The organism is Agrococcus sp. ProA11 (assembly GCF_039880525.1).
Classification (GTDB): Bacteria; Actinomycetota; Actinomycetes; order Actinomycetales; family Microbacteriaceae; genus Agrococcus; species Agrococcus chionoecetis.
The window spans coordinates 1,389,562-1,412,983 of the sequence record NZ_CP156989.1 but is presented as its reverse complement, the minus strand read 5'-3'; the positions used below and the strand labels follow the sequence as shown (position 1 = coordinate 1,412,983).

Here is a 23,422-nt window from a genome sequence, read left to right as displayed (position 1 = left end):
GCAGCTCGGTCAGCGGGGAGGCTTCGGGAGTGCGCGCACGCCCGACAGGCCCCACTTCGTGACGGCGCCGATCGTCCCCAGCTCTTCGAAGACCCGCATCTTCGAGCTGCCGACCGCGCGCTCGATGAAGCCGATCGGCACCTCGGCGATGCTGCCGCCCGCCTGCGCGACCCGCACCGCCATGGCGATCTGGAACGCGTACGCGTCGACGTGGATCGCATCGAGCTCGATCTGCTCCAGGATGCGCGTGCGGTAGACCCGCAGGCTGCTGGTGAGATCCTTCACGCCCGTCTGCAGCACCGAACGAGCGTAGGTGTTGCCGATCCTGGCGGCGATGCGGCGCCGGACACCCATGTTGCGCACGTCGCTGCCCTCGACGAAGCGCGACCCGATCACGAGATCGACGCCCGACTGCGACAGCGCCAGCAGCTCCGGCAGGCCGTCCGCGTCGTACGAGCCGTCGGCATCCGTCACGACCACCTTCGTCGCGCCGCGCGAGATGGCGAATCGCATGCCCTCGATGACGGCCGAGCGGTAGCCCCGCTCGGTGCGGTGGATGACGAGGGTGCCGGCGTCGGTCTTGGCGAGTCGGTCGGCGAGCTCGCCGGTGCCGTCGGGGCTGCCGTCGTCGATGATCACGAGCTCGGCATGCGGCACCGACTGCCGCAGCCGCCCGACCGTGCGCTCCAGACCTTCGATCTCGTTGTAGGTCGGCACGACGATCATGACGTCAGGCATGCGCCCTCCTTCGCTCGATTGCGTTGGCGACGCCGAGACCGGCGAGCGCGAGGACGCTGCCGAGTGCCAGCGCCCAGTCGATCCATGCTCCCAGACGAATGCCCGGCGTGATGGTGGTCGACAGCGGGAGGTCCTCGAGCATCGCCCCGGGCTCGTACTGCGGCAGGCGGTCGAGCATGGTGCCGTCGGGCCCGATCATGGCGCTCGTGCCCACCGTGGAGATGTTGACGACGGCGCGCCCGGCCTCGACGGCGCGCAGCTGGGCGATCGCGAGCTGCTGCACGTTCTCGGCCGAACCCTCGCCGAAGTCGGCGTTGTTCGTCGGCGCGAGGATGAGCTGCGCACCGTGGTCCTGCACCATCTCGCGCGCCTGGTAGTCGTCGATGATGTCGAAGCAGATCGCCACGCCGGCGACGATGTCGGCCACGTCGAACGCGTTGGCACTGGACGGATCGATCGAGAAGTCGCGCGGGATGAGCTCGAGGAACCCGAGCGCGCCCAGGATGGGCTCGAAGAACGCGCGCTGCGGCAGGTACTCGGCGAAGGGCACCGGGTGGCGCTTGCGGTACTCCGCGACGGCGCCTGCGCCCGGCTCGATCTGCAGCAGCGCGTTGTAGGTGTCGTCGCCGTCGCGCGTGACGGTGCCGACCACGAGCGGCGCGTCGAACTCGGTGACCACGCGATCGAGCGTCGCCATCGTCGACGGCGTCTCGTCGGCGTAGAACTCCGCCGCGTTCTCGGGCCACACCAGCAGGTCGAGCTGCTCGCCCGAGAGCTCGCGGGTGGCGTCGACGTGCTGCTGCAGGATCTGCCCCGGCACGCGCGGCGCGAGCAGGCCCGCCTCGCTGTCGCCCTGCACCGCGCCCACCCGGATGCTGCCGGTCTGGGTGACCGGGAAGGCGGGGATGGCGACGAGCAGGATAAGCGCGGCGGCGCCGATCGTGAGCCGGCGCCGCAGCATGGTGCGGTGATGCAGCACGAGCTGCAGCAGCAGGGCGGACACCGCCGCGATGAGGAACGTCAGGCCCGTGAAGCCCACCCAGCTGGTGGTGTCCGCCAGCGGGCTGGCGGCCTGCGAGTGCGCCAGCCTGCCCCAGGCGAAGCCGCCCCACGGCACGGTGGACGACAGCGACTCCCGCAGCGTCCAGACACCGGCGAGCAGCAGCGGCAGGGCGAGGAAGGAGCCGACCGGCCCCGCAGCGCGCCGCTCCCCCCAGCGCCAGGCGAGCGCGAGCAGCATGCCGCCCAGACCCCACCAGACGGCCATCCACGCCGTCAGGGCGACGAGCGGCACCGGCCCGAGATACACGGTGATCCACTGGATGTGCAGGACGAAGAAGACGAAGCCGGTCGTGAAGCCCAGCCAGAACGCCGTGCCGACCCGCCGGCCGCGGAGCGCGAGCAGCGCGAGCGCGACCGCCGGCACGATGAGCGGCCAGCCGTCATACGGCTGGAATGCGAAGGGCATGATGGCGCCCGCGAGCACGGCGGCGACCCAGGCGGCGCCGGTGGGCAGCGGCGCGCGGGCGCGGGTGCGACGCTGGTGCGGCTGCACCCCCGCGCCGCTGATCGGGTTGCTCCGCTCGATCACAGCGCCGACCCCGATGCGTCCACGACGCCCCGGCGGATGGCCGTGACCGCGTCGCGCGCGGTGCGCGAGAGCCGCTTGGGTGCCACGTGCTCGATCTGCTCCAGCACGTCGATCGTCTGCTTGGTCCAGCGCACGAAGTCGCCGGCCGCGAGATCGGTGTCGCGCAGCACGCCATCGAGCGGGTAGCCGCGCGCCCAGCGATGCATCGCGAGCGTGAGGCCGGTCTGCAGCGGCTCCGACCCTGGCAGTCGATGCGCCTGCTCGAGGTCGTCGAGCTGCGCCCAGAGCCGCTGCGTGGCATCGAGCGCCTGCAGGAAGGCGCCCTTCGGCAGCATCCGCTCGGGCAGCATGCCGTCGTCGCGTCTGCCCTCGAACACGAGCGCGCAGGCGAGCGCGGCGAGCGCGGGCGCGTCGAGCCCGTTCCAGAGATGCTGGCGGATGCTCTCGGCCACCAGCAGATCGCGCTCGCCGTAGATGCGGCGCAGCACCTCGCCCGCGGGGGTGATGTGCGCCCCGTCGTCGTCGGCTGCCACGTAGTCGAGCTCGCGCAGGATGACGGTGATGCGGTCGAAGCGCTCGGCGATCTCGCCCGTGCGGCGCGAGATCTGCCGCTCGGCCTTCTCCACGTCGCGGTGCAGCCGCCAGTAGCGCTCGCCCCAGCGGGCGTGCGACTCGCGCTCCGGGCAGGCGTGGCACGGATGCCGCTTCATCGCGCGGCGCAGCGCCTGCAGCTCGCGCTGGATGCGGTCGTGCTCGGCGTGGGTGAGGTGCTGCCGCTGGGCATCGCGCTCGAGATCGGACAGGCCGCGGCGCAGCTGCGAGTACTCGGCGAAGTCGCCGAGATGGCACGACATCGACTCCTCGTAGCCGGCGAGGCTCGCGCGCTGATCGACGACCCGGCGCGCCAGCTGCACCACGGAGCGGTCGGCCTGGAACTGCGCGAAGGAGGTCTCGAGCACCTCGCGCGTGCCGGGCACACCGAGCCGGTCGATGAGGTTGACGGCCATGTTGTAGGTGGGCTTGAAGCTCGAGTGCAGCGGATACGTGCGGCGCGAGGCGAGCGAGGCGACCTCCACCGGCTGCAGCTTGCCGTTCCAGATCACGACGGCGTGGCCCTCGGTGTCGATGCCGCGGCGGCCGGCGCGACCGGTGAGCTGCGTGTACTCCCCCGGCGTGATGCGCACGCGAGCCTCGCCGTTGAACTTCTCGAGCTGCTCGAGCACGACCGTGCGGGCGGGCATGTTGATGCCGAGCGCGAGGGTCTCGGTGGCGAAGACGACCTGCAGCAGGCGCGCGCGGAAGAGCTCCTCCACCACTTCCTTGAAGACCGGCAGCAGCCCCGCGTGGTGCGCTGCGACACCGCGCTCGAGGCCGTCGAGCCATTCGTAGTAGCCCAGCACCCCGAGGTCGGCGTCGTCGAGCAGTCGCGTGCGCTCATCGACGATCGCGCGGATCTCGGCGCGGTCCTCAGGGCTTGTGAGTCGCACGCCGCCCTCCACCACCTGGCGCACGGCAGCGTCGCAGCCGGCGCGCGAGAAGATGAAGTCGATCGCCGGCAGCATGTCGCGCTGGTCCAGCTGCTCGATGAGCCGGACGCGGTCGACGCGCGCGGGGCCGCCGGAGCGCCAGGGCTGGAAGTCGCGCTGCCGACCCTTGCGGGGCGCGTCGCGCGAGCGATGCCGATTGTGGCCGCCGCGATCCCGATGGCCGCGCACGGCGGAGGCCTCGATGTCGGTGCCGCGCGCGAGCTCCTGCAGCTCCCGGCCGGGCCGATGCGTGGCCTCGCCCGCCTTGGAGTCGAACAGGTCGACGAAGCGGCCCTTGATGTGCACGTGCGCGTCGAGCGGCACGGGTCGGTGCTCGGAGACGATCACGCGCGTGTCGCCGCGCACCGCGTCGAGCCAGGCACCGAACTCCTCGGCGTTCGAGACGGTGGCGGAGAGCGAGACCATGCGCACGTGCCGCGGCAGGTGGATGATGACCTCCTCCCACACGGCGCCCCGGAACCGGTCGGCGAGGTAGTGCACCTCATCCATCACCACGTACTCGAGCTGCGACAGGTCGCGGCCCTCGTAGAGCATGTTGCGCAGCACCTCGGTCGTCATCACCACGATGCGGGCGTCGCCGTTGATGCTCGTGTCGCCGGTGAGGAGCCCCACGGATGCGGCGCCGTAGGTCTCGGTCAGCTCGCGGTGCTTCTGGTTCGAGAGCGCCTTCATCGGCGTGGTGTAGAAGACCCGGCCGGTGGGCGCCTCCATGGTGAGGTGGATGGCGAACTCGGCGACGACGGTCTTGCCGGCGCCGGTGGGCGCGGCGACGAGCACGCTCGAGCCGTCCTCGATGGCCTCGCAGGCCTCGCGCTGGAACGGATCGAGCCCGAACGGCATGGTGCGGGCGAAGGCGTCGGTGGCGATGGTCACGCTGCAGCTCCCCTCATGCATCCACCATGGCAGCGCGCTTGGCCCTGCGACGGTCGACGAGCAGCGCGACGCCGGTCGCGGCGAAGTAGAGCACCACCATCGGCACCGCGATGATGAACATGCTGAGCACCTCGCCGGCCGGGGTGACGAAGGCGCCGAACAGGGTCGCCACGAGCACCGCCCAGCGCCAGCCCTTGAGGATGGTCCTGCCCTCGACCACACCGGCGAGGTTGAGGAAGACCACCACGAGCGGCAGCACGTAGGCGACGCCGACGGCGAAGACGAGCTTGAGCGAGAAGTCCCAGTAGTCGGATGCGCCCAGGAACGCGGTGAAGCCATCGGGCGTGAAGCCCACGAAGAGTCGGATGATGCGCGGCAGCACGAACCAGCCGGTGGCGCAGCCGCCCACGAACAGCGGCACGGCGACGGCGATGAAGCCCAGCACGTAGCGCCGCTCGATGCTGCGGAGCGCGGGAACGATGAATGCGAGCAGCTGCCAGATCCAGATCGGGCTCGACATGATGATGCCGAGCATGAAGCCGATGCGCATCTGCACGTCGAAGGCCTGCGTGACGTTCGTGATGTTGAGCTCGACGTCGAGTCCCGACGCCTGCAGCTCGTCGAGCGGGGCGCTCAGCAGATGCAGCACGGGTGCGGCGAGGAAGAAGCCGCCGATCGCACAGACCGCGATCGCGATCAGGCTGATGTAGAAGCGCCGCTTGAACTCGCGCACGTGCTCGGCGAGCCGCATCCGACCGTCCGCACTCCGCTGCTGCTCGGCAGCGCGCCCCTTCCGGGCCATCGACTACTTCCGGTCGGTGCTGGAGGCCGTGTCGTCGGTCTCGGCGCCCGTCTCGGCGGCGTCGTCGCGCTTGACTTCCTTCTTCAGGATGTTGACCGACTGCCCGATGCTGCGCGCGAGCGCCGGCAGCTTCGCCGCGCCGAAGATGAGCACGACGATGATGAGGATGATCCACCAATGCGATGCTGCATTGCCAAAGAATCCACCCATGATCGCTCCTCGCGTTCGTCTCGGTCGTCACCCATCGTACCGCGCCGTGCTGCGGCTCGACTCGCCCAGTGCGTCGAGCGCGAAGCGGTGCATCGCCCGCCGCAGGCTGGCGGGCGCGACGATCTCGGCGTCGCCGCCGCAGCCGGCCACGGCGCGCAGCACGCTCGCCTCGCTCCACACCTCGATCTCGAGCCGCACCCGCTCGCCGTCGATCGACACCGGCTCGGTGGTGGCGTAGTCGGCGAGCATCGCGGCCGCGGCCCGGGTAGCGACGACCTGCGCCGTGCCCGTCACCGTGCGCTCCCGGGTGGGCAGCGCCTCCGGCCACGCGTCCTGCGTGCGCTCGATCCGCTCGATGCGGTCGAGCCGGAAGGTGCGCATGCCCTGCCGGTCGAGATCGGCAGCCTCCACGAACACCTGCCCCTCGTGCAGGTCGAGCGTGACGGGCGCGATGCGGCGCGGCTGCGAGCCGGCGTCGGGCTTGCGGTAGTCGAGGGCGAGCACGCAGCGGTCGCGGATCGCGTCGCGGATGATCTGCACCGCGCGCGGCGCGGCGAGCACATCGACGGCCACCGTGTCGGCGCCCTGCGTGGCGGCGGCGCGCAGCTTCTTGCGCAGCGCCGTGACGCGCTCCGGCGAGGCATCCGTGTAGCCGGCCACGAGCGTGAGCCCGGCGATCAGGGCGCTCGCCTCGCGCGGCGACAGCCGCACCGTCTCCTCCTCGAAGGCGGGACGCATGGTCACCGAGATGATGTCGTCGACCTCGAAGGCGTCGAAGTCGATGTCGAAGCGGATGAAGTCGCCCGCCCCGTCGGGCACGCCGGCCATGAACACGCGCGCGACCGCCTCGCGGATGCGCTCCTCGGGCACGCCGAAGTGGGCGGCGGCCTCCTGCACGGTGACGGAGCCCGAGGCCGTCACGTACTGGATGAGCGAGAGCAGCAGCCCGATGCCGCGCTCGACGCGCGCCGCGCTCACGCCGCGCCCTCGTCGGCGTGGGCGTCGCGGATCCGCTCGAGCCGCTGGCGCACGAGCTCGCGCTGCTCATCGGGCCAGACGACCGCGACGTCGCTGCCGAAGCCCGCGAGCTCGTCGGCGATCAGGTGCCGATCGGCGTGGTGGATGACGAGCAGGCCGTCGTCCTCGTGCGTGTCGCGCCGGTGGCGCAGCCGGATGTCGGCATCGCTGCCGGGCATGACGTGCAGCTTGACGGTCGCGCTTGCCCAGATCCGCTCGAGCTTGGCCAGCGCGGCGCTCGCCGCGTCCGCCGGTGCTTCGAACGGATGCTTGGGGGCGCGATCCCGCACCGCCGAGGTGATGCGCTGCATCAGGAACGTGCGCGTGTCCTCGGCGCCCAGGTCGAAGCCCACGAGCATCCATCGTCCGCGGAACAGCACCGTCGCCCACGGCTGCACCGTGCGCGTGCGAGGCGTGCGCTCGCCCGGCTTCAGGTAGTCGAAGAGCACCTCTCGGCGGCGATCGGCAGCGCGCTTGAGCGCCTGGAACGCCTCCTCCCTGGGCCGCTGGCGCGCCTGCAGGATGGCGGCGGTGCCGGGGGCCTGCGGATCGACGGCGGGGTCGATCGTGCGGCCGGGCGTGCGCGCGAGCGGAAGACCGCCGCGGAACTCCGGGTCGGCGCGCAGCTTGAGCGCGGCGCGCTGCGCCTCCTCCGTGAGCCCGCCCTCGTGCCAGACGCGCAGCGCCAGGTCGAGCAGGTCGCGCTCCTCGGCGTTGAAGTGCAGCTCGGCCGGGTCGCCCAGCACGCCGTCGAGCACGCGGTAGCGCGCCTCCTGGTTGCTGTCGTCACCCGGCGGCTGCACGACATCGATGACGATGCCGTGGTCGCGCAGGGCGTCCTTGTCGCGCTCGAACATGCGCTCGAGCGCATCGCTCGGCGGCTGACCCTGATAGCCGGCCACCCGGGCGAAGAGCTCCTGCTTGGTGAAGCCGACGCTTGTGTCCACGAGCGCGAGCAGCAGCGAGAACTGCCGCTCCTCGGCCTCGATCCTCACCATCAGCCGGCGACGGGCTCGAGCCGATCGAGGATGTCGATCACGAACAGGAGGTGCTCGCCCTCCCCGATCGTCGCGGGACGCGTCGCGGGGTCGTCGTAGCCGAGCTCCTGCGGGATCGACACCACGACCTGGCTGCCGACCGGCTGGCCGACGACCGCGTCGACGAAGCCGGGGATGAGGTTGGCATCGTCGATGGTCATCGCCGTCGGGGCGCCGCGCTCCCAGGAGGAGTCGAACACCTCCTCGGTCTCCCAGATGATGCCGGTGTAGTGCACGAGCACGCTGTCGCCCTCGGCGACCGGCTCGCCCTCACCCGCGATGCTCTGCATCACGGTGAGCTCGGCGGGGGCGGGGCTGCCGGGGAAGGTCACGCCCGGCGTGCCGTCGGTGGCGAGCGCGATCGCGGGCATGCCCTGCTGGCCGGGGCGGGGGCTGCCCTCGGCGCGGCCCGGGTGCACGTCGGCGACCTGCAGCACGACCACGGCCGTGTCACTCGACGCGATGTCCATCTCTGCCGACGCGGCGCCAGCGCCGAAGAGCTCCTCGATCGAGGTGGTCAGCACGATGGACTCGCCCGGCGCCGCGCAGGCGACGGCCTGGCTGAGCGTCGATTCGCCGCCAGCGGCGAGGCGCAGCGGCTCGGCGGCCGGCGCCTGCGCGCCCTCGGCCGCGTAGGAGCTGGTGATCTCGAGGCCGGTCTTGCCGGAGTAGACGACGTAGTCGGCGTCGACGATGTCGCCGTCCGACACGCGCTCGCCGTCGCCGCCCAGGTGGCTGACCTGGGCGCCGTCGCTGACGAGCGGGTACTGGAACTCGACCGTCGGCGCACCGTCGCCCTGCTCGACCTGCACCTGGTCGGAGGCCGCACCCGGCTGGAGCATCGGCTCGCAGCCGTCGAGGTCGTCGGCGGGCGCTCCGCAGGCGGTGAGGCCGGCTGCGGCGACGAGCAGCGCGGCGATCGAGAGAGGGCGTGTGCGCACAGCGAGGCCTTTCGGGGTCGGGGACCGGGTCAGTCTACCTGCGCGGCCGACTCGGCCGTCCCCGCAGGACGCGGGTCGACGCCCGGTGCCGAGGGCTCGGCTGCCGCCGGTGCGTCGGCGTCGGGACGCTCCGCGCCGGCCGCGATCGCGTCTGCCTGCCGCACCGCATCCCGTCGGGCGCGGCGTGCGCGCTTGGCGCTCGGCACGCGGTCACCCAGTGCGCCGGGCGTCCAGGCCTCGACGTCGGCGTCGGCGAAGTCGGCCTTCGCCGCTCGGCGGCGGAACGACGGCAGCTCGACGCCATCGGCGATGCGGCGCGCGGTCATGAGGAAGCCGGTGTGCGCCACCATGCGGTGGTCGGGCCGCACGGCGAGTCCCTCCACGTGCCAGCCGCGCACGAGCGTCTCGGTCGACTTCGGCGCGGTGAACCGGCCATCGGCACGGATCGCCTCGACCACGCGCGACAGCTGCGTGACGGTCGCGACGTAGCAGAGGATGAGGCCGCCGGGCCGGAGCGCGCGGGCGCTCGCGTCGACGCACTCCCACGGCGCGAGCATGTCGAGCAGCACCCGGTCGGCCTCGCCGTCGGGCACGTGCTCCCCCAGCTCCTCCGCGAGATCGCCCAGCACCGTGTCCCAGTTGCCGGGACGCGCGCCGAAGAAGCCCGTCACGTTCGCCTCTGCGACCTCGCGGAACTCCTCCCGGCGCTCGAAGGAGACGAGCCTGCCGGTGCCGTGCAGCGCACGCAGCAGCCAGAGCGACAGCGCGCCGGAGCCCACGCCGGCCTCGACGACGGTGAGCTCCGGGTGGATGTCGGCGAAGCCGACGATGTGCGCGGCATCCTTCGGGTAGATGATCGCCGCGCCGCGCGGCATCGACATCACGTAGTCGTGCAGCAGCGGTCGGATCGCGAGGTACTCCGCCTCGCCGACGCTGATGAGCGAGCCGTCGTCGAGCCCCACGAAGCGCTCGTGCGGGACCGCGCCGCGCTGGGTGCCGAACTGCTTCCCCTCGGTCAGCACGATCGTGTACATCTTCTGCTTCGGTCCGGTGATCTGGACGACGTCGCCCCACTGGAAGGGCCCGGTCCTGCCCATCATGCGCGGGCCTCACGCATGGCGTCGGCGAGATCCGCGAGCGAGCGGCCGGCGAGCGTCGGCCAGTGGACGATGCCATCGACCCGGGAGACATCCACCGCGTGCGGGACGCCGATGGTGGTGAGGCCGGCGGCGATCGCGCTGCGGGCGCCCGTGATCGAGTCCTCGATCGCGACGCTGCGTGCCGGATCGGCCCCGAGCTGCTCCAGCGCGCGCAGGTAGGGCTCGGGGTGCGGCTTGCCGTGCTCGCACTCGTCGCCGGCGACGGTCGCGGCGAACGGCGCGCGGCCGAGCCGCTCCGTCAGCGCCGCCTCGACGCGGTCGACGATGGTGCGGGTCGACATGGTCACGAGCGCGACCGGCACGTCGGCCTCCAGCAGCTCGCGCAGCAGCTCGATGGCGCCGGGTCGCGTCGGCAGCTCCTCGTCGATGCTGCTGAGCACCTCGTCGACGAGCCGGGCGACGATCGCGTCGGCGTCCAGGGGCACGCCCTTGTCGATGAAGACGCGGGCGCCGTCCCAGAGGTCGCTGCCGACCATGGCCTCCGCCTCGGCGGTGCCCCACGGGATGCCGTGGTCGGCGGCCAGACGCGCCTCGGCGCCCATCCATTGCGGTTCGGTGTCGATGAGGGTGCCGTCCATGTCGAACAGCACAGCAGCGAGAGCAGGCGAGGTCACCGCGCAAGCCTAGTGAATGGTCGGCTGACGGCTGTGACCTCCACCGAGCGTAGACTCGACGCTCGACGTGAGGAGGTGCCGCGGGTGGCACGAGGACCGATCGAGGGCCGCATCATGGTCGTCGCCTTCGAGGGCTGGACCGATGCCGGCGATGCCGCCAGTGGCGCGGTCAAGCGGCTGATCGAGGCATGCGAGCTCGAGGCGTTCGATGAGATCGAGCCCGACGAGTTCGTCGACTTCGCAATGCACCGCCCGGTGGTCCGCACGCTCGAGGACGGCACCCGCGCGCTGCAGTGGCCCGCGACGATCGCCTACGCGCCGACCCGGCCGTCGCGCAAGACGTCGCTCGCGGCAGACGCCGGCCTGGATGTCTCCACCGGCAACGAGGGCGAGATCTTCGCGCTCGTCGGTGCCGAGCCGAGCCGCAACTGGACGGTCTATGCCGCCGAGTTCCTGGAGATCGCTCGCGGCTGCGAGGTCGACGCGATCGTGTTCGTCGGCGCGATGCTGGCCGATGTGCCGCACACGCGGCCCATCGCGACCACCGTCACGAGCGACAGCAGCGAGCTGCAGGCGCGCCTGGGCGCGGCGCAGAGCGACTACGAGGGCCCGACCGGCATCATGAGCGTGCTCAGCCTGGTCGCCGAGGAGGCGGGCATCCACACGGCATCGCTGTGGGCATCGGTGCCGCACTACGTGCACAACGCATCGGCCCCGAAGGCGGTCGTGGCCCTGCTCGACCAGCTCTCCGAGATGCTCGACGTGACCGTGCCGCTGGGCGACCTGCCGGAGCTGGCGGGCGAGTGGGAGCGAGGGATCGACGAGATCACCGAGCGCGACGACGACATGCGCGCCTACATCGGCAAGCTCGAGGAGCAGCGCGACGCCGTGGAGAGCCCCGAGGCATCCGGCGAGGCGATCGCGCACGAGTTCGAGCGCTTCCTGCGCGCCGAGGGCGGCAAGCGGCCGCAGGGCGGAGCATCCGCGCCCGCCACCACCGATGCGGACGGCGGCGCGCCGGACGCCTCCGATGACGCAGCCGGTGCTGCCGAGGACGACGCCGCGCGCGAGTCGCTGGACGACCAGCGGGACGACTCGCGGGACGAGCGCCCCGACGACGCGCCGCCGCCGGTCTAGCGGGGCTGCACGCTGCGCAGGTCGATCCCCAGCAGCGCGTCGATCGCGGCCAGGCTGCCCTCGTCCGCAGGCGCGCGCAGGATGAACGCGTCCACCGCCTGCAGCGCAGCCGGCGTGTTCAGGTCGTCCTGCAGCGTCACCCGCAGCCACGGGACGACCGATTCCGCGAGCGACGGGTCGTCGTCGGGCTGCTGCGACCACGCGAGCCAGCGGTCGAGGCGCTGCTCGGCAGCCTCCAGGTCGGCCTCGAACCACTCCCAGTCGTCGCGCCAGTGGTGGTCCAGCAGCGCGAGCCGCAGCGCCGCGGGTCGTGCGCCGTCGGCGAGCAGCCGCGACACCAGCACGAGGTTGCCGAGCGACTTCGACATCTTCTCGCCCTGATAGGCGACCAGGCCGGCGTTCAGGCGTGCCTCGCTGAACAGCGGTGCGCCGAGCGCGACGGCGTGGTGCCCCTGCATCTCCTGGTGGGGGAAGCGCAGGTCGCGTCCGCCCGCAGCCACCGTGAAGGGCGATCCGAGCTCGTCCATCGCGATCACGGTGCACTCGACGTGCCAGCCGGGGCGGCCCCGCCCGACGGGTGCGTCCCAGGCCGGCTCCCCCGGCCGCTCCGCGCGCCACAGCACCGGGTCGAGCGGCGAGCGCTTGCCCTCGCGGTCGGGCTCGCCGCCGAACTCGCGGGTGAGCTCGAGCATGCGCGCGGCATCGGTGCGGCTGCCCTCGCCGACGCGGAAGCGACGCTTGCGGGTGGTGTCGAAGAGCACGTCGTCGCCGTCGGCGTCCGGCGCCGGGAGTCGGTAGGCGTCGCCGGAGTCGAGCAGGCGCTGCACGGCGGCCGCGATCGGCTCGATGCGCTCGGTGACCGCGACCCAGGCATCCGGCGGCAGGATGCGCAGGGCCGCCATGTCGGCGCGGAACAGCCGCTGCTGCCGCTCCGCCAGTGCCCGCCAGTCCTCGCCGTCGCGCGCGGCCCGCTCGAGCAGCGGATCGTCGACATCGGTCGAGTTCATCGCGGTGCGCACCTCGATGCCCGCGTCGAGCCAGACGCGCGTGAGGGTGTCGAAGGCGAGGTAGGTGAAGGCGTGCCCCAGGTGCGTCGCGTCATACGGCGTGATGCCGCACGTGTACATCGACGCGTTGCGCCCGGCCGGCAGCGTCGCGCGGCGATCGGTGCGCACATCGTGCACGCTGGGCGACTCGCCCTCGCCGTGCCCGAGGGCGGCGAGCGAAGGCACGGAGGCCCTCTGCCAGGTCTTCACAGCGCCTCGATCCAGCCTGCGGTCAGCGCGAGCAGCAGCACGCTGCCGAGCACGATGCGGTAGACGACGAACGGCATGAAGCTGCGGCGCGAGATCCAATCCATCAGCCACTTGATGACCACGATGCCGACCGCGAAGGCCACGACCGTCGCGAGGATGGTCGGGCCCCATCCCAGGCCGACGGTCGAGGGATCGCTGAAGGCCTGGAAGGCCTCGTAGAAGCCGGAGCCGAACACCGCGGGCACCGCGAGGAAGAACGCGTACTTGGCGGCGGCGGGTCGCTCGTAGCCGAGCGCGCGCCCCATCGTCACCGTCGCGCCGGAGCGCGAGACGCCGGGGATGAGCGCGAGCACCTGCGCGACGCCGATGAGCAGGCCGTCGCGGTAAGTGGTGGTCGCGAGCGTCTTGACCCGCCGACCGAGCATGTCGGCGACGCCGAGGATGACGCCGAAGACGATGAGCACGGTCGCGGTGATCCAGAGGCTGCGCAGCTGGTCGCGGATGAGGTCCTGGAACAGCACGCCGGCGATCACGATCGGGATCGTGCCGATGATCACGAGCCAGCCCATCTTGACGTCCGGGTCGCTGCGATCGACCGTGCCGGAGAACTGCTGGAACCACCTGCCGATGATGCGCGTGATGTCCCGCCAGAAGAAGATCACGACCGCGAGCTCGGTGCCGATCTGGGTGATCGCGGTGAAGGTCGCGCCGGGGTCCTCGGCGCCGGGCAGGAAGAGCCCGGCGATGCGCAGGTGGGCGCTGGAGGAGATGGGCAGGAACTCGGTCGCGCCTTGGAGCGCGCCGAGGAAGATCGCGATCAACCAGTCCATGGGGCGGGGTTCCTCAGTAGTGCAGCAGGAGGTCTTCGAGCACGTCCGTGCCGAACTCGAGCGCCTCGAGCGGCACGCGCTCGTCGACGCCGTGGAACATCGCGGCGAAGTCGAGGTCGGGCGTGAGCTTGAGCGGCGCGAAGCCGTAGCCCGCGATGCCGAGCTCGGAGAGCGCCTTGTTGTCGGTGCCGCCGGAGAGCATGTAGGGCAGCACCGGCGCGCCGGGGTCGTGGCGACCGATCGCCGAGGTCATCGCCTCGACCAGCGCGCCGCTGAAGGGATGCTCGAGCCCCACGTCGCCATGCACGAGCTCGACCTCGATCTCGTCGCCGACCAGGGCGCGGAGCGCGTCGATGGCCTCCGCCTCGCGGCCGGGCAGCGGCCGCACGTCGATGCGAGCCTCGGCGACCGAGGGGATGACGTTGTGCTTGTAGCCGGCCGAGAGCATCGTCGGGTTCGCGGTGTGGCGCAGGCTCGAGCGCAGGAAGCGCGCGACCGTGCCGGTGCGCTCCGCCACCGCATCCGGGTCGTCGTCGTCGATGTCGAGGATCTCGCCGATGCCCCGGATGAGCCCGCGCGTGGTGTCGGTCATCTGCACGGGGAACTCGTGCTCGCCGATCGCCGCGACGGCGCGCGCGAGCTTCGTGACCGCGTTGTCGCGCATGTGCTGCGAGCCGTGGGCGGCGGTGCCGCGGGCGCGCAGCAGGATCCACTGCAGGGCCTTCTCGGCGGTCTGCAGCAAGTAGGCGCGCCTGCCATCGATGTCGATCGAGTAGCCGCCCACCTCGCTGATCGCCTCCGTCGCCCCGGCGAAGAGCTCGGGATGGTTGCGCACCAGCCACTGCGAGCCGTACAGGCCGCCCGCCTCCTCGTCGGCGAAGAAGGCGATGATGAGTCCTCGCCGCGGCTTGCGACCCGCGGCCAGGATGCGCTCGAGCGCGACCAGGATCATGGCGTCCATCTGCTTCATGTCCACCGCGCCCCGGCCCCAGAGCAGTCCGTCGCGGATCTCGCCCGCGAACGGATCGACGCTCCACTCGGTGGCGTCGGCGGGCACGACGTCGAGGTGCCCGTGCACCACCAGCAGCGGCAGCGAGGGGTCCTCCCCCTCGATGCGGGCGATGACGCTCGCGCGACCGGGTGCCGACTCGAAGGTCTGGCTCTCGACGCCCATGGCCGCCAGCACCTCGGTGACGTATGCCGCGGCATCCGCTTCGCCGTTCGAGCGACCGCCGCCCCAGTTCTGGGTATCGATCCGGATGAGGTCCCTGGCGATGAGCGCGGTGCGAGTCAGTCGGTCGGTCACCAGGCAAGGCTACTGGCCGCCGGTGGTCCTCGAGCGCTCCGGCGTCGTGCTAATGTCTTCTCTTGGTCCACCAAGTGGTCCGACACCTTGCGCGGGTGGCGGAAATGGCAGACGCGCTAGCTTGAGGTGCTAGTGCCCGTATTAGGGCGTGGGGGTTCAAGTCCCCCCTCGCGCACAGTGAAAGAGGCCCGGAGCAGCTGCTCCGGGCCTCTTCCCGTTCCTGCGGAAGATCCGGGCGACGCACAGCCCGCGCGGCTACGCTGGCGCCATGTCGATCTTCAACTCGATCCGCTCAGCCGGCTTCCGCCGCGGTCCGAGCAGGCTCATCGCGGGCATCTGCGGAGGCATCGCGGCCAAGGTCGGGTTCAACGTCTGGCTCGTGCGCCTGGTGATGCTGCTGCTGTTCGCGCTGCCGGTGCTCGGCTGGGGGCTCTACCTGGTGGTGTGGGTGCTCACCCCGAACCAGCAGGGCTCGATCCCGCTGGAGCGCTGGCTGGGCCGCCGCTGACCTCAGTCTGACGCCTCGAAGTCGCCCTCCAAGCGGCTGCGCGTGCCCGGCTGCAGCAGCCGGACGATGCTCACGAGGCCGTCGGCCGACCAGGTGCGGCGCCGGATCAGCAGGCAGGGCTCCGCGGTGTCGACGCCGAGCAGTGCCGCTTCGGCGTCGGTCGGCAGCACGGCCTCGACGACGAGTGCGGCACGTGTGAGCGGCGCGACGCGGCTGAGGTAGTCGTTGGGCGTGCCGCGCGTGAAGTCCTGCTCGAGGTAGGCGGGCACGAGCGCGGGGTTGACGAGTCGATCCTCGAGCTGGATCGCCGTCTCGTCCTCGAGGTGCACGATCACCGAGCGGTAGACGCGATCGGTGGCGGAGTCGGCGGCGAACGGGCGCTCGTCGGCGTCCTCGGCCGCGAGGGAGACCAGTCGCGTGCGGTGCCGATGCCCGCGCCGCTGCACCTCGTCGGCGATGTTGCGCACCTCGAACAGCGGCGACGCCGCCTTGGCGGGCGCGACGAAGCTGCCGACGCCGGAGCTGCGCACGATCGCACCGCTCTCGGCGAGCTCGCGCAGGGCGCGGTGCACGGTCATGCGCGAGACGCCCAAGGCAGCGACGAGCTGGTGCTCCGACGGCAGGCGATCCCCCGCATCCCATGCGCCCGTGCGGATGCGGGCAGCGATGAGCCGCTTGATCCGCAGGTAGGCGGGTGTGCCATCGCCGCTCGTGGCCGCGAAGTCCCGCGAGAGCGTCGCCGGGTCGAGCGCGGTCATGTCGTCGCCGGCGCAGGCAGGGATGCGCGACGGGTCGCGATCCGGTGGATGAGCCGGGCCGCCACGCGCGCGGTGCGACCGTCGATGTCGAAGGCGGGGTTGAGCTCCGCGACATCCACGAGTGCGAGCTTGCCGCTCGCGCTCGCGCGGTCGCAGACGTGCTGCACGACCTCGAGCGGCACACCGGATGCGGCGGGCGCCGAGACGCCCGGGGCGATCCACGCGGGCAGCACGTCGAGGTCGATCGTCAGGTGGAGCAGGTCGATGCCGTCCAGGAAGGTGTCGAGGAAGCCGTCCACGGCCGCGGGCGTGCGGCTCTCGTCGTCGAGCAGCCAGCGCACGCCGTGCTGCGCGGCGGTGTCGAACAGCGCCCGCGTGTTCGACGGCTCGCTGATGCCGATGACCGCGTAGTCGACGCTCCGGCCCAACGCCTCCTCGCGCTCGAGCAGCTGCCGGAAGGGCGTGCCGGAGGAGGCGCGGGGTGCGCTGCGCAGATCGAAGTGCGCATCCAGGTTCAGCACCCCCAGCCGGGGCCGAGCGGCTCGCGCAGCGGTGTCGGCGATGCCGAGGTAGCTGCCGTAGGCGATCTCGTGGCCGCCGCCGAGGGCGATCGGCAGCTGGCCGGCATCGATGAGGCCCGCGATGGCGCGGCCGAGGCGCTCCTGCCCGTCCTCGAGCGCGGTGCCCGCGACCACCGTGCCCGCGTCGTGGATCGTGAGCGGCCGCTCGAGCGCGAGCGGCGCCAGGGCTGCGCGCAGCGCGTCCGGGCCATCGACCTGGCCGGGCCTGCCCGCGTTCCGGCGCACGCCCTCGTCGCTCGCGAAGCCGATCACCGCGACGCCAGGGGCGGCATCCGCGGCGTAGCCCCGCACCGCATGGTGCCAGCGGGCGTGCTCGGGCTCCGGGCCGTCGTCCCGGCCCGACCATGTCGGCGGTGCGAGATCCACGGCCTCGAGCCAGGCGGCGTCGGTCATCGCTCCTCCCCGCCGTCGCGGATCACGGGCTCCATGGGGATGCGCACGCCCCGCTCCCCCGCGACGTCCACGGCCCGCCGATACCCGGCGTCGACATGCCGGATGACGCCCATGCCCGGGTCGTTGAGCAGCAGCCGGGAGAGCTTCTCGGCGGCGAGCTCGGTGCCGTCCGCGACCGAGACCTGCCCCGTGTGGATGGAGCGCCCGATGCCCACGCCGCCGCCGTGGTGGATCGATACCCAGGTGGCGCCGGAGGAGGCCGCCGTGAGCGCGTTCAGCAGCGGCCAGTCGGCGATCGCATCGGAGCCGTCGGCCATCGCCTCGGTCTCCCGGTAGGGCGAGGCGACCGAGCCGGAGTCGAGGTGATCGCGACCGATGACGATGGGCGCCGAGAGCTTGCCCTCGGCGACCAGCTCGTTGAACCGCAGGGCCGCGCGATGCCGCTCGCCGTAGCCGAGCCAGCAGATGCGGGCGGGCAGGCCCTCGAACTCGACCCGCTCCTGCGCGGCGCGGATCCAGCGGTGCAGGTGCGCATCCTCGGGGAACAGCTCGAGGATCGCCTCATCGGTGACGCGAATGTCCTCCGGGTCGCCCGAGAGCGCCACCCAGCGGAACGGGCCGAGGCCCTCGCAGAAGAGCGGCCGGATGTAGGCGGGCACGAAGCCCGGGAAGTCGAACGCGCGCGCGAAGCCGCCGTGGCGCGCCTCGTCACGGATGGAGTTGCCGTAGTCGAACACCTCCGCGCCGCTGTCGAGGAAGCCGACCATCGCCTCGACATGCGTCGCCATGGAGGCTTGCGCGTCGCGCGTGAACGCCTGCGGATCTGCGGCCGCTCGCTCCTGCCAGTCGGCGACCGAGCACCCGAGCGGCAGGTACGACAGCGGGTCGTGGGCGCTCGTCTGGTCGGTGACCACGTCGATCGTGATCTGCCCCGCCCGATGCCGCCGCAGGATCTCCGGGAAGACCTCCGCCGCGTTGCCCACCAGGCCGACCGACCATCCGCGCCGCTCGTCCTTGGCCAGCTGCACCTTCGCCAGCGCGTCGTCCAGGTCGGATGCGACCTCGTCGAGGTAGCGCTTGCCGACCCGGCGTCGCAGGCGGCTCTCGTCGACGTCGACGATGAGGCATGCGCCGTCGTTGAGCGTCACGGCGAGCGGCTGCGCGCCGCCCATGCCGCCGCATCCGCCCGTGAGCGTGATGGTGCCGGCGAGCGTGCCGCCGAAGCGCTTCTTCGCGATCGCGGCGAAGGTCTCGAAGGTGCCCTGCAGGATGCCCTGCGTACCGATGTAGATCCAGGAGCCGGCCGTCATCTGGCCGTACATCATGAGCCCCTCTGCCTCCAGGCGGCGGAACTCGGGCCAGGTCGCCCAGTCGCCCACCAGATTCGAGTTGGCCAGCAGCACGCGCGGCGCCCAGCGGTGCGTGCGGAGCACGCCGACGGGCTTGCCCGACTGCACGAGCAGCGTCTCGTCGTCCTCCAGGTCGCGCAGCGTGTCGACGATGGCGTCGAACGCCGCCCAGCTACGAGCCGCGCGCCCGGTGCCGCCGTAGACGACCAGGTCGTCCGGGCGCTCGGCGACCTCTGGGTCGAGGTTGTTCATGAGCATGCGCAGCGGCGCCTCGGTCTGCCAGCTCTTCGCGGTGCGCTCGGTGCCGCGCGCGGCACGCACCGGTCGGGCCTCGTGGCCGGGGGACGAAAGGGTCATCGGTGGCTCCTCATCGAGCGAAGGGATCGGACGCCGCCTCGTTTGCGGTGATTGTATGGTGCTGTATAGACAGCCTGGCGGTCAAGCCGTCGGCCGCGTGTCGTGCGGCGGGTCAGTCCCCGCCGGACGGGCCGGTGTCGTCGCGCTTGCGCTCGCGCCGCAGCATGCTGGCGGGCACGACGGTGGCGGCGCCGAAGCGGTCGTGCACGGCATCCATCGCCCGCTCCGCGCTCCCCCAGGTCTCGGTGTCATCCCACAGCAGGCCGTGGTCGCCGGCCTGCTGCACCGAGCTCGCGCGCACGCCCAGCAGGCGCACGGGCGCCAGCGGGCCGAGCGCGTCGAGCAGCGACCAGGCGGTCTCGACGATCACGCGCGTGACGTCGGTGGCCTCGGGGAGTGTGCGCGAGCGCGTGATGGTGCGGAAGTCGTGGAAGCGCACGGTCAGCGTGACGGTGCGCGCCTGCACGCTCGCGTCGCGCAGGCGCCGACCCACCCCGGTGGCGAGGCGCAGGATCTCCCCCTGCAGCTCGGCGTGCTCGGTGACATCGCGGAAGAACGTGTGGTTGTGGCCGAACGACTGCTCCTGGCCGCGCTCGGTGACGGCGCGCGGGTCGCGGCCCCAGGCGAGGTCGGCGAGATGGTGGCCGGTCGCCTCGCCGAACCAGGCGCTCAGCCGCTCCTGCGAGGTGTTGGCGACATCCGCGATCGTGTGCAGGCCGTAGCGCGCCAGCCGCTCCTGCTGCTTCGGCCCCACACCCCAGAGCGCCGAGACCGGCTGCGGATGCAGGAAGGCGATCACGCGCTCGTCCGGCACGACCAGCATCCCGTCGGGCTTCGCGCGCGAGGAGGCCAGCTTCGCGACGTACTTCGTGCTCGCCGCGCCGATCGAGGCGACGAGGCCGGTCTCGGCGGTGATGCGGGCGCGCAGCGCCGGCGCGATGCGGTTCGCGCCGCCCGCGAGCCGGCGGAGCCCGGCGATGCCGACGAACGCCTCGTCGATGCCGAGCCGCTCGACGTCGGGCGAGGTCTCGTCGAGGATGCCCATGACGTGCTTCGACAGCCGCGAGTAGAGCGAGAAGTCGGGCTCCAGGATGACCGCGTTCGGGCACAGCCGCAGTGCTCGCGCCATCGGCATCGCCGAGTGCACCCCGTACTTGCGCGCCTCGTAGGTCGCAGCGGTGACGACGGAGCGGTTCGAGTCGTGGCCGATCACCACCGGCCTGCCGATGAGATCGGGCCGCGCGAGCAGCGACGCGGACGCGAAAAACGCATCGAGGTCGACGTGCATGATCGTCGCGGTCGCGTCGTCGACCTCCGGCCCCGAGACCAGTCGGTTCGAGCCGTCCTGCTTGCTCACGCGTCCATCGTCCCACGCAGGGCCCACACGAGGCGGCGCCGGCACGCGTGACGTCGGGCAGGATGGATGGCATGCAGCACGCAGGCATGGAACACCCCTACACGCGCTACGTCGCGCTCGGCGACAGCTTCACCGAGGGCGTGGGCGACGATGAGCCGAGCCTGCCGAACGGCGTGCGCGGCTGGGCCGATCGCGTCGCGGAGGAGCTCGCGCGCACGCGTCCCGACTTCGAGTACGGCAACCTCGCGATCCGCGGTCGGCTGCTCGGCCAGATCGAGGCTGAGCAGCTGGAGCCGGCCATCGCCCTGCAGCCCGATCTGGTGACCATCTCCGCGGGCGGCAACGACCTCATCCGACCCGGCGGCGACCCCGATGCGCTTGCCGCACGGCTGGACGGCATCGTCGGAAGGCTCCGTGCCACCGGGGCCGAGGTCGTGCTGTTCAACGGCCCCGACATCGCCATGACGCCGGTGCTGCGGTCGATCCGCGGCAAGGTCGGCATCTACAACGCGAACCTCTTCGGCGTCGCGGCGAAGCACGGCGCTGTCATGGCGGACATGTGGTCGGCGCGCCATCTGCAGCAGCCGCAGATGTGGGCGCCCGACCGGCTGCACTTCTCCCCCTACGGCCACCACGCGATCGCGATCCTGGTGCTCGACGCGCTCGGCGTGCAGCATTCGCTGTCACCGATGGAGCCCGAGCCCCTGCCCGACCTCACGCGCTACCAGCTGCGGCGCGAGGATCTGCAGTGGGCGCGCGAGCACTTCGGGCCGTGGGTGGTGCGCCGGCTGCGCCGCAGGTCGTCCGGCGACACCATCCTGCCGAAGCGGCCGGAGCCTTCGCACGTCGAGCCGATCGCGCGGCAGGACGACGGCGCCTGAGCCGACTCCGCTCCCGGAGCGGCACGAGCCGTGCTCGCCGCGCCGCCCGGCGCACGCTCAGTCGTCGAAGTACCAGGCGACCGCAGTGGCGGGATGCGTCAGTCGCCACCACGGGTCGGGCTCGGGAACGCTCTGTGTGAGCTCCATCTCGACGCCCGTGTCGCTGCCCGCGATCCTGGCCTCACCGACCTGCAGGCGCGGCGAGCCCGCGATGACGCTGCGCGTCGTGGACTCGACTGCCGGCGCCTGGTCTCCGAACACCTGCGCATCGAGGTCTGCTGCTGTCACTGCCAGCACGGGCGGGCCCCACGGCACCGGATACTCGGCCAGCGCCGTCCCCGCCGGCACGATCGTGCGCGTCGCGAAGTTCGGCCAGACGGTCTCGAGCAAGCCGATCATGGCGGCGTCGGTCTCATCGGCTGCGATCGTGCCCATCACCACCCCGACGACGCGCCGCTCGACGCCGTCGATCTCGCGCACGGCGGTCACGAACAGGTTGCGGCCCCAGACACGCAGCGTGCCGGTCTTGCCGCCGTCGATGTCATGCAGGCCGAGCAGCCGGTTGGTGTTGGGCGCGGTGCCGATCCCCGGGATCTGCACCGATTCGAGCTGCAGGGTCGAGAGCACCACGGGCTCCGCCACTGCCCGCAGGGCGATGCGGGTCAGGTCGTCGGCGCTCGACACGCTCCGGGCATCCAAGCCGGAGGCATCTCTGAGCACCGTGTCCTCGAAACCGTGGAGCGCCGTCCAGTCGGCAGCGGCGGACTCGAACTCCTGGATGCCGCCGAAGGCCCAGTTCGCCAGCGACCAGATCGCGTTGCCGGCTGAGTCGACGAGCGCCCACTCGATGAGATCGCGCTGCCGCACCTGCATCCCGTCGTAGACCGGAGCGACGGGCGCGTTCTCGCGGAGCGCGGCTGCCACCGCGGCGACGTCGTCGGGGCCGAGCGTGATGAGCGGCCCACGCTCGTCGCCCTCGATCGGATGCTCCGCGAGCACGACGAGGACGGTGACGAGCTTCGTGACGCTCGCCATCGGGTGGGCATCCTCGCTGCCGAAGGACTGCCACACATCCGGATGGCCATCGACGCCCGCGACACCGAAGCCCGCGGCTCGCGCCTGCGCGGGCCAGTCGACAGCGGCCGCCGGCAGCGCAGGCGGCGGCGGCTCCAGCTGCCGCGCCGCGAGCGTGGGGGCGGGGGCGAACAGCACGGCCGCGCCCGCGACGATGGCGGCCAGGAGCACCAGCACGATGAGCGCGCGCAGCAGCGTCACGAGCGGATGGGTCCTGCTGGCGCGCTGGCTCGCAGCGGTGACCGTCATGCGGCGCCCCGCAGCGCCCACATCGCGACCGCGGCGGACGCGGCGACGTTGAGCGAGTCGACGCCGTGGTGCATGGGGATCCGCACCACCCGGTCGGCGGCGGCCAGCGCCCGGCGACTCAGGCCCGGGCCCTCGGAGCCGAACACGAGCGCGACGCGCTCAGCGGGGTCCGCGGCGTACTGCTCGAGGTCGACGGCGTCATCGCGGAGCGCCATCGCGACCGTCTCGAAGCCGGCATCGCGGAAGATGGGTGCGGCGGCCTCGAGCGACTCGATGCGGGTCCACGGCACCTGCAGCACCGTGCCCATCGACACGCGCACGCTGCGCCGATAGAGCGGGTCGGCGCAGGTCTGGGTGACGAGCACGGCATCGGCCCCGATGCCCGCGACCGAGCGGAAGGCAGCCCCGACGTTGGTGTGGTCGACGAGGCCGTCGAGCACGACGACGCGTCGTGCCTGCGCCAGCAGCGTCGCGGCATCCGGCAGCACGGGACGCTGCATCGACGCGAGTGCGCCGCGGTGGAGGTGGAAGCCGGTGAGCTGCTCGAGCACGGGCTCCTCGCCGACGAAGACGGGCACCTCGGCGGTCGCGGCGGACTCCTGCAGCACTGCCTCCACCTGCGGCAGCCAGCGCGGTGCGACCAGCACCGACCGGGGCCGGTGGCCAGCGCGCAGCGCACGCTCGAGCACGGTCTGCGACTCGGCGATGTAGAGCCCGCGCTCGGGCTCGGTGCGGCGGCGCAGCGCCACGTCGGTGAGCGCCACGTAGTCCTGCAGCCGGGCATCGTCGAGCGAGTCGATCTCGATGATCTGCATGCTGCTCCCCCGACTCCGCCGTGCTCCCAGGCTACCGGCGC

22 protein-coding genes and 1 tRNA gene are annotated in these 23,422 nt (G+C 72.1%); 4 read left to right on the top strand and 19 right to left on the bottom strand.

Going from position 1 to position 23,422, the window contains the following annotated elements; all coding sequences use genetic code 11:
• Positions 1-9 precede the first annotated feature (9 nt).
• The 10 genes from ABG090_RS06785 to ABG090_RS06740 are packed head-to-tail and all read right to left on the bottom strand — an operon-like array spanning position 10 to position 10,530.
• The gene (locus ABG090_RS06785) at positions 10-738 is read right to left on the bottom strand and encodes a glycosyltransferase (protein WP_347753651.1); all 729 of its coding nucleotides are present in this window, start codon (positions 736-738) and stop codon (positions 10-12) included.
• On the bottom strand, positions 731-2,329 hold the full coding sequence (gene lnt, locus ABG090_RS06780; RefSeq protein WP_347753649.1) for an apolipoprotein N-acyltransferase: 1,599 nt from the start codon (positions 2,327-2,329) through the stop codon (positions 731-733). Before lnt ends, ABG090_RS06785 begins: the two co-directional genes overlap by 8 nt.
• Complete coding sequence (locus ABG090_RS06775) at positions 2,326-4,770, bottom strand: DEAD/DEAH box helicase (protein ID WP_347753647.1); 2,445 nt, start codon at positions 4,768-4,770, stop codon at positions 2,326-2,328. The genes lnt and ABG090_RS06775 overlap by 4 nt, the downstream gene beginning before the upstream one ends.
• The gene (gene tatC / locus ABG090_RS06770; protein WP_347753646.1) at positions 4,763-5,551 is read right to left on the bottom strand and encodes a twin-arginine translocase subunit TatC; all 789 of its coding nucleotides are present in this window, start codon (positions 5,549-5,551) and stop codon (positions 4,763-4,765) included. The genes ABG090_RS06775 and tatC overlap by 8 nt, the downstream gene beginning before the upstream one ends.
• Before the next feature lie 3 nt (positions 5,552-5,554).
• Positions 5,555-5,761, bottom strand: coding sequence for a twin-arginine translocase TatA/TatE family subunit (locus ABG090_RS06765; protein WP_347753645.1), 207 nt, complete (start codon positions 5,759-5,761; stop codon positions 5,555-5,557).
• 27 nt (positions 5,762-5,788) lie between these two features.
• Entirely contained in the window at positions 5,789-6,739 is a 951-nt protein-coding gene (locus ABG090_RS06760; RefSeq protein ID WP_347753644.1) for a WYL domain-containing protein, read from the bottom strand.
• On the bottom strand, positions 6,736-7,776 hold the full coding sequence (locus ABG090_RS06755; RefSeq protein ID WP_347753643.1) for a WYL domain-containing protein: 1,041 nt from the start codon (positions 7,774-7,776) through the stop codon (positions 6,736-6,738). Before ABG090_RS06755 ends, ABG090_RS06760 begins: the two co-directional genes overlap by 4 nt.
• The gene (locus ABG090_RS06750; protein ID WP_347753642.1) at positions 7,776-8,756 is read right to left on the bottom strand and encodes an FKBP-type peptidyl-prolyl cis-trans isomerase; all 981 of its coding nucleotides are present in this window, start codon (positions 8,754-8,756) and stop codon (positions 7,776-7,778) included. Before ABG090_RS06750 ends, ABG090_RS06755 begins: the two co-directional genes overlap by 1 nt.
• Positions 8,757-8,785: 29 nt before the next feature.
• Positions 8,786-9,853, bottom strand: coding sequence for a tRNA (adenine-N1)-methyltransferase (locus tag ABG090_RS06745; protein ID WP_347757535.1), 1,068 nt, complete (start codon positions 9,851-9,853; stop codon positions 8,786-8,788).
• Positions 9,853-10,530, bottom strand: a complete 678-nt coding sequence (locus ABG090_RS06740) for an HAD family phosphatase (RefSeq protein WP_347753640.1) — start codon at positions 10,528-10,530, stop codon at positions 9,853-9,855. Before ABG090_RS06740 ends, ABG090_RS06745 begins: the two co-directional genes overlap by 1 nt.
• 84 nt (positions 10,531-10,614) lie before the next feature.
• Between ABG090_RS06740 and ABG090_RS06735 the strand changes: the two genes are divergently transcribed.
• The gene (locus ABG090_RS06735; RefSeq protein ID WP_347753639.1) at positions 10,615-11,667 is read left to right on the top strand and encodes a PAC2 family protein; all 1,053 of its coding nucleotides are present in this window, start codon (positions 10,615-10,617) and stop codon (positions 11,665-11,667) included.
• Here ABG090_RS06735 and ABG090_RS06730 read toward each other — a convergent pair.
• Genes ABG090_RS06730 through ABG090_RS06720 form a run of 3 tightly spaced genes read right to left on the bottom strand, consistent with a single transcriptional unit; the run spans position 11,664 to position 15,059 of the window.
• Entirely contained in the window at positions 11,664-12,899 is a 1,236-nt protein-coding gene (locus ABG090_RS06730; protein ID WP_347753638.1) for a cysteine--1-D-myo-inosityl 2-amino-2-deoxy-alpha-D-glucopyranoside ligase, read from the bottom strand. The two genes, ABG090_RS06735 and ABG090_RS06730, sit on opposite strands and share 4 nt — an antisense overlap.
• A gap of 20 nt (positions 12,900-12,919) precedes the next feature.
• Entirely contained in the window at positions 12,920-13,753 is an 834-nt protein-coding gene (locus ABG090_RS06725; RefSeq protein WP_347753637.1) for an undecaprenyl-diphosphate phosphatase, read from the bottom strand.
• A 13-nt stretch (positions 13,754-13,766) separates the two neighbouring features.
• Entirely contained in the window at positions 13,767-15,059 is a 1,293-nt protein-coding gene (locus ABG090_RS06720) for a M20/M25/M40 family metallo-hydrolase (RefSeq protein WP_347753636.1), read from the bottom strand.
• An 89-nt stretch (positions 15,060-15,148) separates the two neighbouring features.
• Here ABG090_RS06720 and ABG090_RS06715 point away from each other — a divergent pair.
• Both ABG090_RS06715 and ABG090_RS06710 read left to right on the top strand, forming a co-directional pair.
• A tRNA-Leu gene (locus ABG090_RS06715) sits at positions 15,149-15,234 on the top strand.
• A gap of 93 nt (positions 15,235-15,327) precedes the next feature.
• Positions 15,328-15,567, top strand: a complete 240-nt coding sequence (locus ABG090_RS06710) for a PspC domain-containing protein (protein ID WP_347753635.1) — start codon at positions 15,328-15,330, stop codon at positions 15,565-15,567.
• A 2-nt stretch (positions 15,568-15,569) separates the two neighbouring features.
• On the opposite strand, the gene hutC is transcribed toward ABG090_RS06710, so the two are convergent.
• From hutC to dinB, 4 genes are all read right to left on the bottom strand, one after another.
• Positions 15,570-16,325: a histidine utilization repressor gene (gene hutC, locus ABG090_RS06705; RefSeq protein WP_347753634.1), complete on the bottom strand. Its 756-nt coding sequence runs from the start codon at positions 16,323-16,325 to the stop codon at positions 15,570-15,572.
• Positions 16,322-17,299: a formimidoylglutamase gene (gene hutG / locus ABG090_RS06700; RefSeq protein ID WP_347753633.1), complete on the bottom strand. Its 978-nt coding sequence runs from the start codon at positions 17,297-17,299 to the stop codon at positions 16,322-16,324. Before hutG ends, hutC begins: the two co-directional genes overlap by 4 nt.
• Complete coding sequence (hutU, locus tag ABG090_RS06695) at positions 17,296-19,005, bottom strand: urocanate hydratase (protein ID WP_347753632.1); 1,710 nt, start codon at positions 19,003-19,005, stop codon at positions 17,296-17,298. Before hutU ends, hutG begins: the two co-directional genes overlap by 4 nt.
• A gap of 112 nt (positions 19,006-19,117) precedes the next feature.
• Complete coding sequence (gene dinB / locus ABG090_RS06690) at positions 19,118-20,362, bottom strand: DNA polymerase IV (RefSeq protein WP_347753631.1); 1,245 nt, start codon at positions 20,360-20,362, stop codon at positions 19,118-19,120.
• Positions 20,363-20,433: 71 nt separating this feature from the next.
• Between dinB and ABG090_RS06685 the strand changes: the two genes are divergently transcribed.
• Positions 20,434-21,243, top strand: a complete 810-nt coding sequence (locus tag ABG090_RS06685) for an SGNH/GDSL hydrolase family protein (RefSeq protein ID WP_347753629.1) — start codon at positions 20,434-20,436, stop codon at positions 21,241-21,243.
• Positions 21,244-21,300: 57 nt separating this feature from the next.
• On the opposite strand, the gene ABG090_RS06680 is transcribed toward ABG090_RS06685, so the two are convergent.
• Complete coding sequence (locus tag ABG090_RS06680; protein ID WP_347753628.1) at positions 21,301-22,566, bottom strand: hypothetical protein; 1,266 nt, start codon at positions 22,564-22,566, stop codon at positions 21,301-21,303.
• The gene (locus ABG090_RS06675) at positions 22,563-23,381 is read right to left on the bottom strand and encodes an RNA methyltransferase (protein ID WP_347753627.1); all 819 of its coding nucleotides are present in this window, start codon (positions 23,379-23,381) and stop codon (positions 22,563-22,565) included. The genes ABG090_RS06680 and ABG090_RS06675 overlap by 4 nt, the downstream gene beginning before the upstream one ends.
• Positions 23,382-23,422: the final 41 nt, after the last annotated feature.

Excerpts from the sequence above, each read along its gene's own strand:
- ABG090_RS06765 (WP_347753645.1), bottom strand. The coding sequence starts at position 5,761 with ATGGGTGGATTCTTTGGCAATGCAGCATCGCATTGGTGGATCATCCTC.
- ABG090_RS06685 (WP_347753629.1), top strand. The coding sequence starts at position 20,434 with ATGCAGCACGCAGGCATGGAACACCCCTACACGCGCTACGTCGCGCTC.
- tatC (WP_347753646.1), bottom strand. The coding sequence starts at position 5,551 with ATGGCCCGGAAGGGGCGCGCTGCCGAGCAGCAGCGGAGTGCGGACGGT.
- hutG (WP_347753633.1), bottom strand. The coding sequence starts at position 17,299 with ATGACCGACGCCGCCTGGCTCGAGGCCGTGGATCTCGCACCGCCGACA.
- hutC (WP_347753634.1), bottom strand. The coding sequence starts at position 16,325 with ATGACCGCGCTCGACCCGGCGACGCTCTCGCGGGACTTCGCGGCCACG.
- ABG090_RS06675 (WP_347753627.1), bottom strand. The coding sequence starts at position 23,381 with ATGCAGATCATCGAGATCGACTCGCTCGACGATGCCCGGCTGCAGGAC.
- ABG090_RS06745 (WP_347757535.1), bottom strand. The coding sequence starts at position 9,853 with ATGGGCAGGACCGGGCCCTTCCAGTGGGGCGACGTCGTCCAGATCACC.
- ABG090_RS06725 (WP_347753637.1), bottom strand. The coding sequence starts at position 13,753 with ATGGACTGGTTGATCGCGATCTTCCTCGGCGCGCTCCAAGGCGCGACC.
- hutU (WP_347753632.1), bottom strand. The coding sequence starts at position 19,005 with ATGACCCTTTCGTCCCCCGGCCACGAGGCCCGACCGGTGCGTGCCGCG.
- ABG090_RS06785 (WP_347753651.1), bottom strand. The coding sequence starts at position 738 with ATGCCTGACGTCATGATCGTCGTGCCGACCTACAACGAGATCGAAGGT.
- ABG090_RS06775 (WP_347753647.1), bottom strand. The coding sequence starts at position 4,770 with ATGCATGAGGGGAGCTGCAGCGTGACCATCGCCACCGACGCCTTCGCC.
- ABG090_RS06680 (WP_347753628.1), bottom strand. The coding sequence starts at position 22,566 with ATGACGGTCACCGCTGCGAGCCAGCGCGCCAGCAGGACCCATCCGCTC.
- ABG090_RS06755 (WP_347753643.1), bottom strand. The coding sequence starts at position 7,776 with ATGGTGAGGATCGAGGCCGAGGAGCGGCAGTTCTCGCTGCTGCTCGCG.
- ABG090_RS06710 (WP_347753635.1), top strand. The coding sequence starts at position 15,328 with ATGTCGATCTTCAACTCGATCCGCTCAGCCGGCTTCCGCCGCGGTCCG.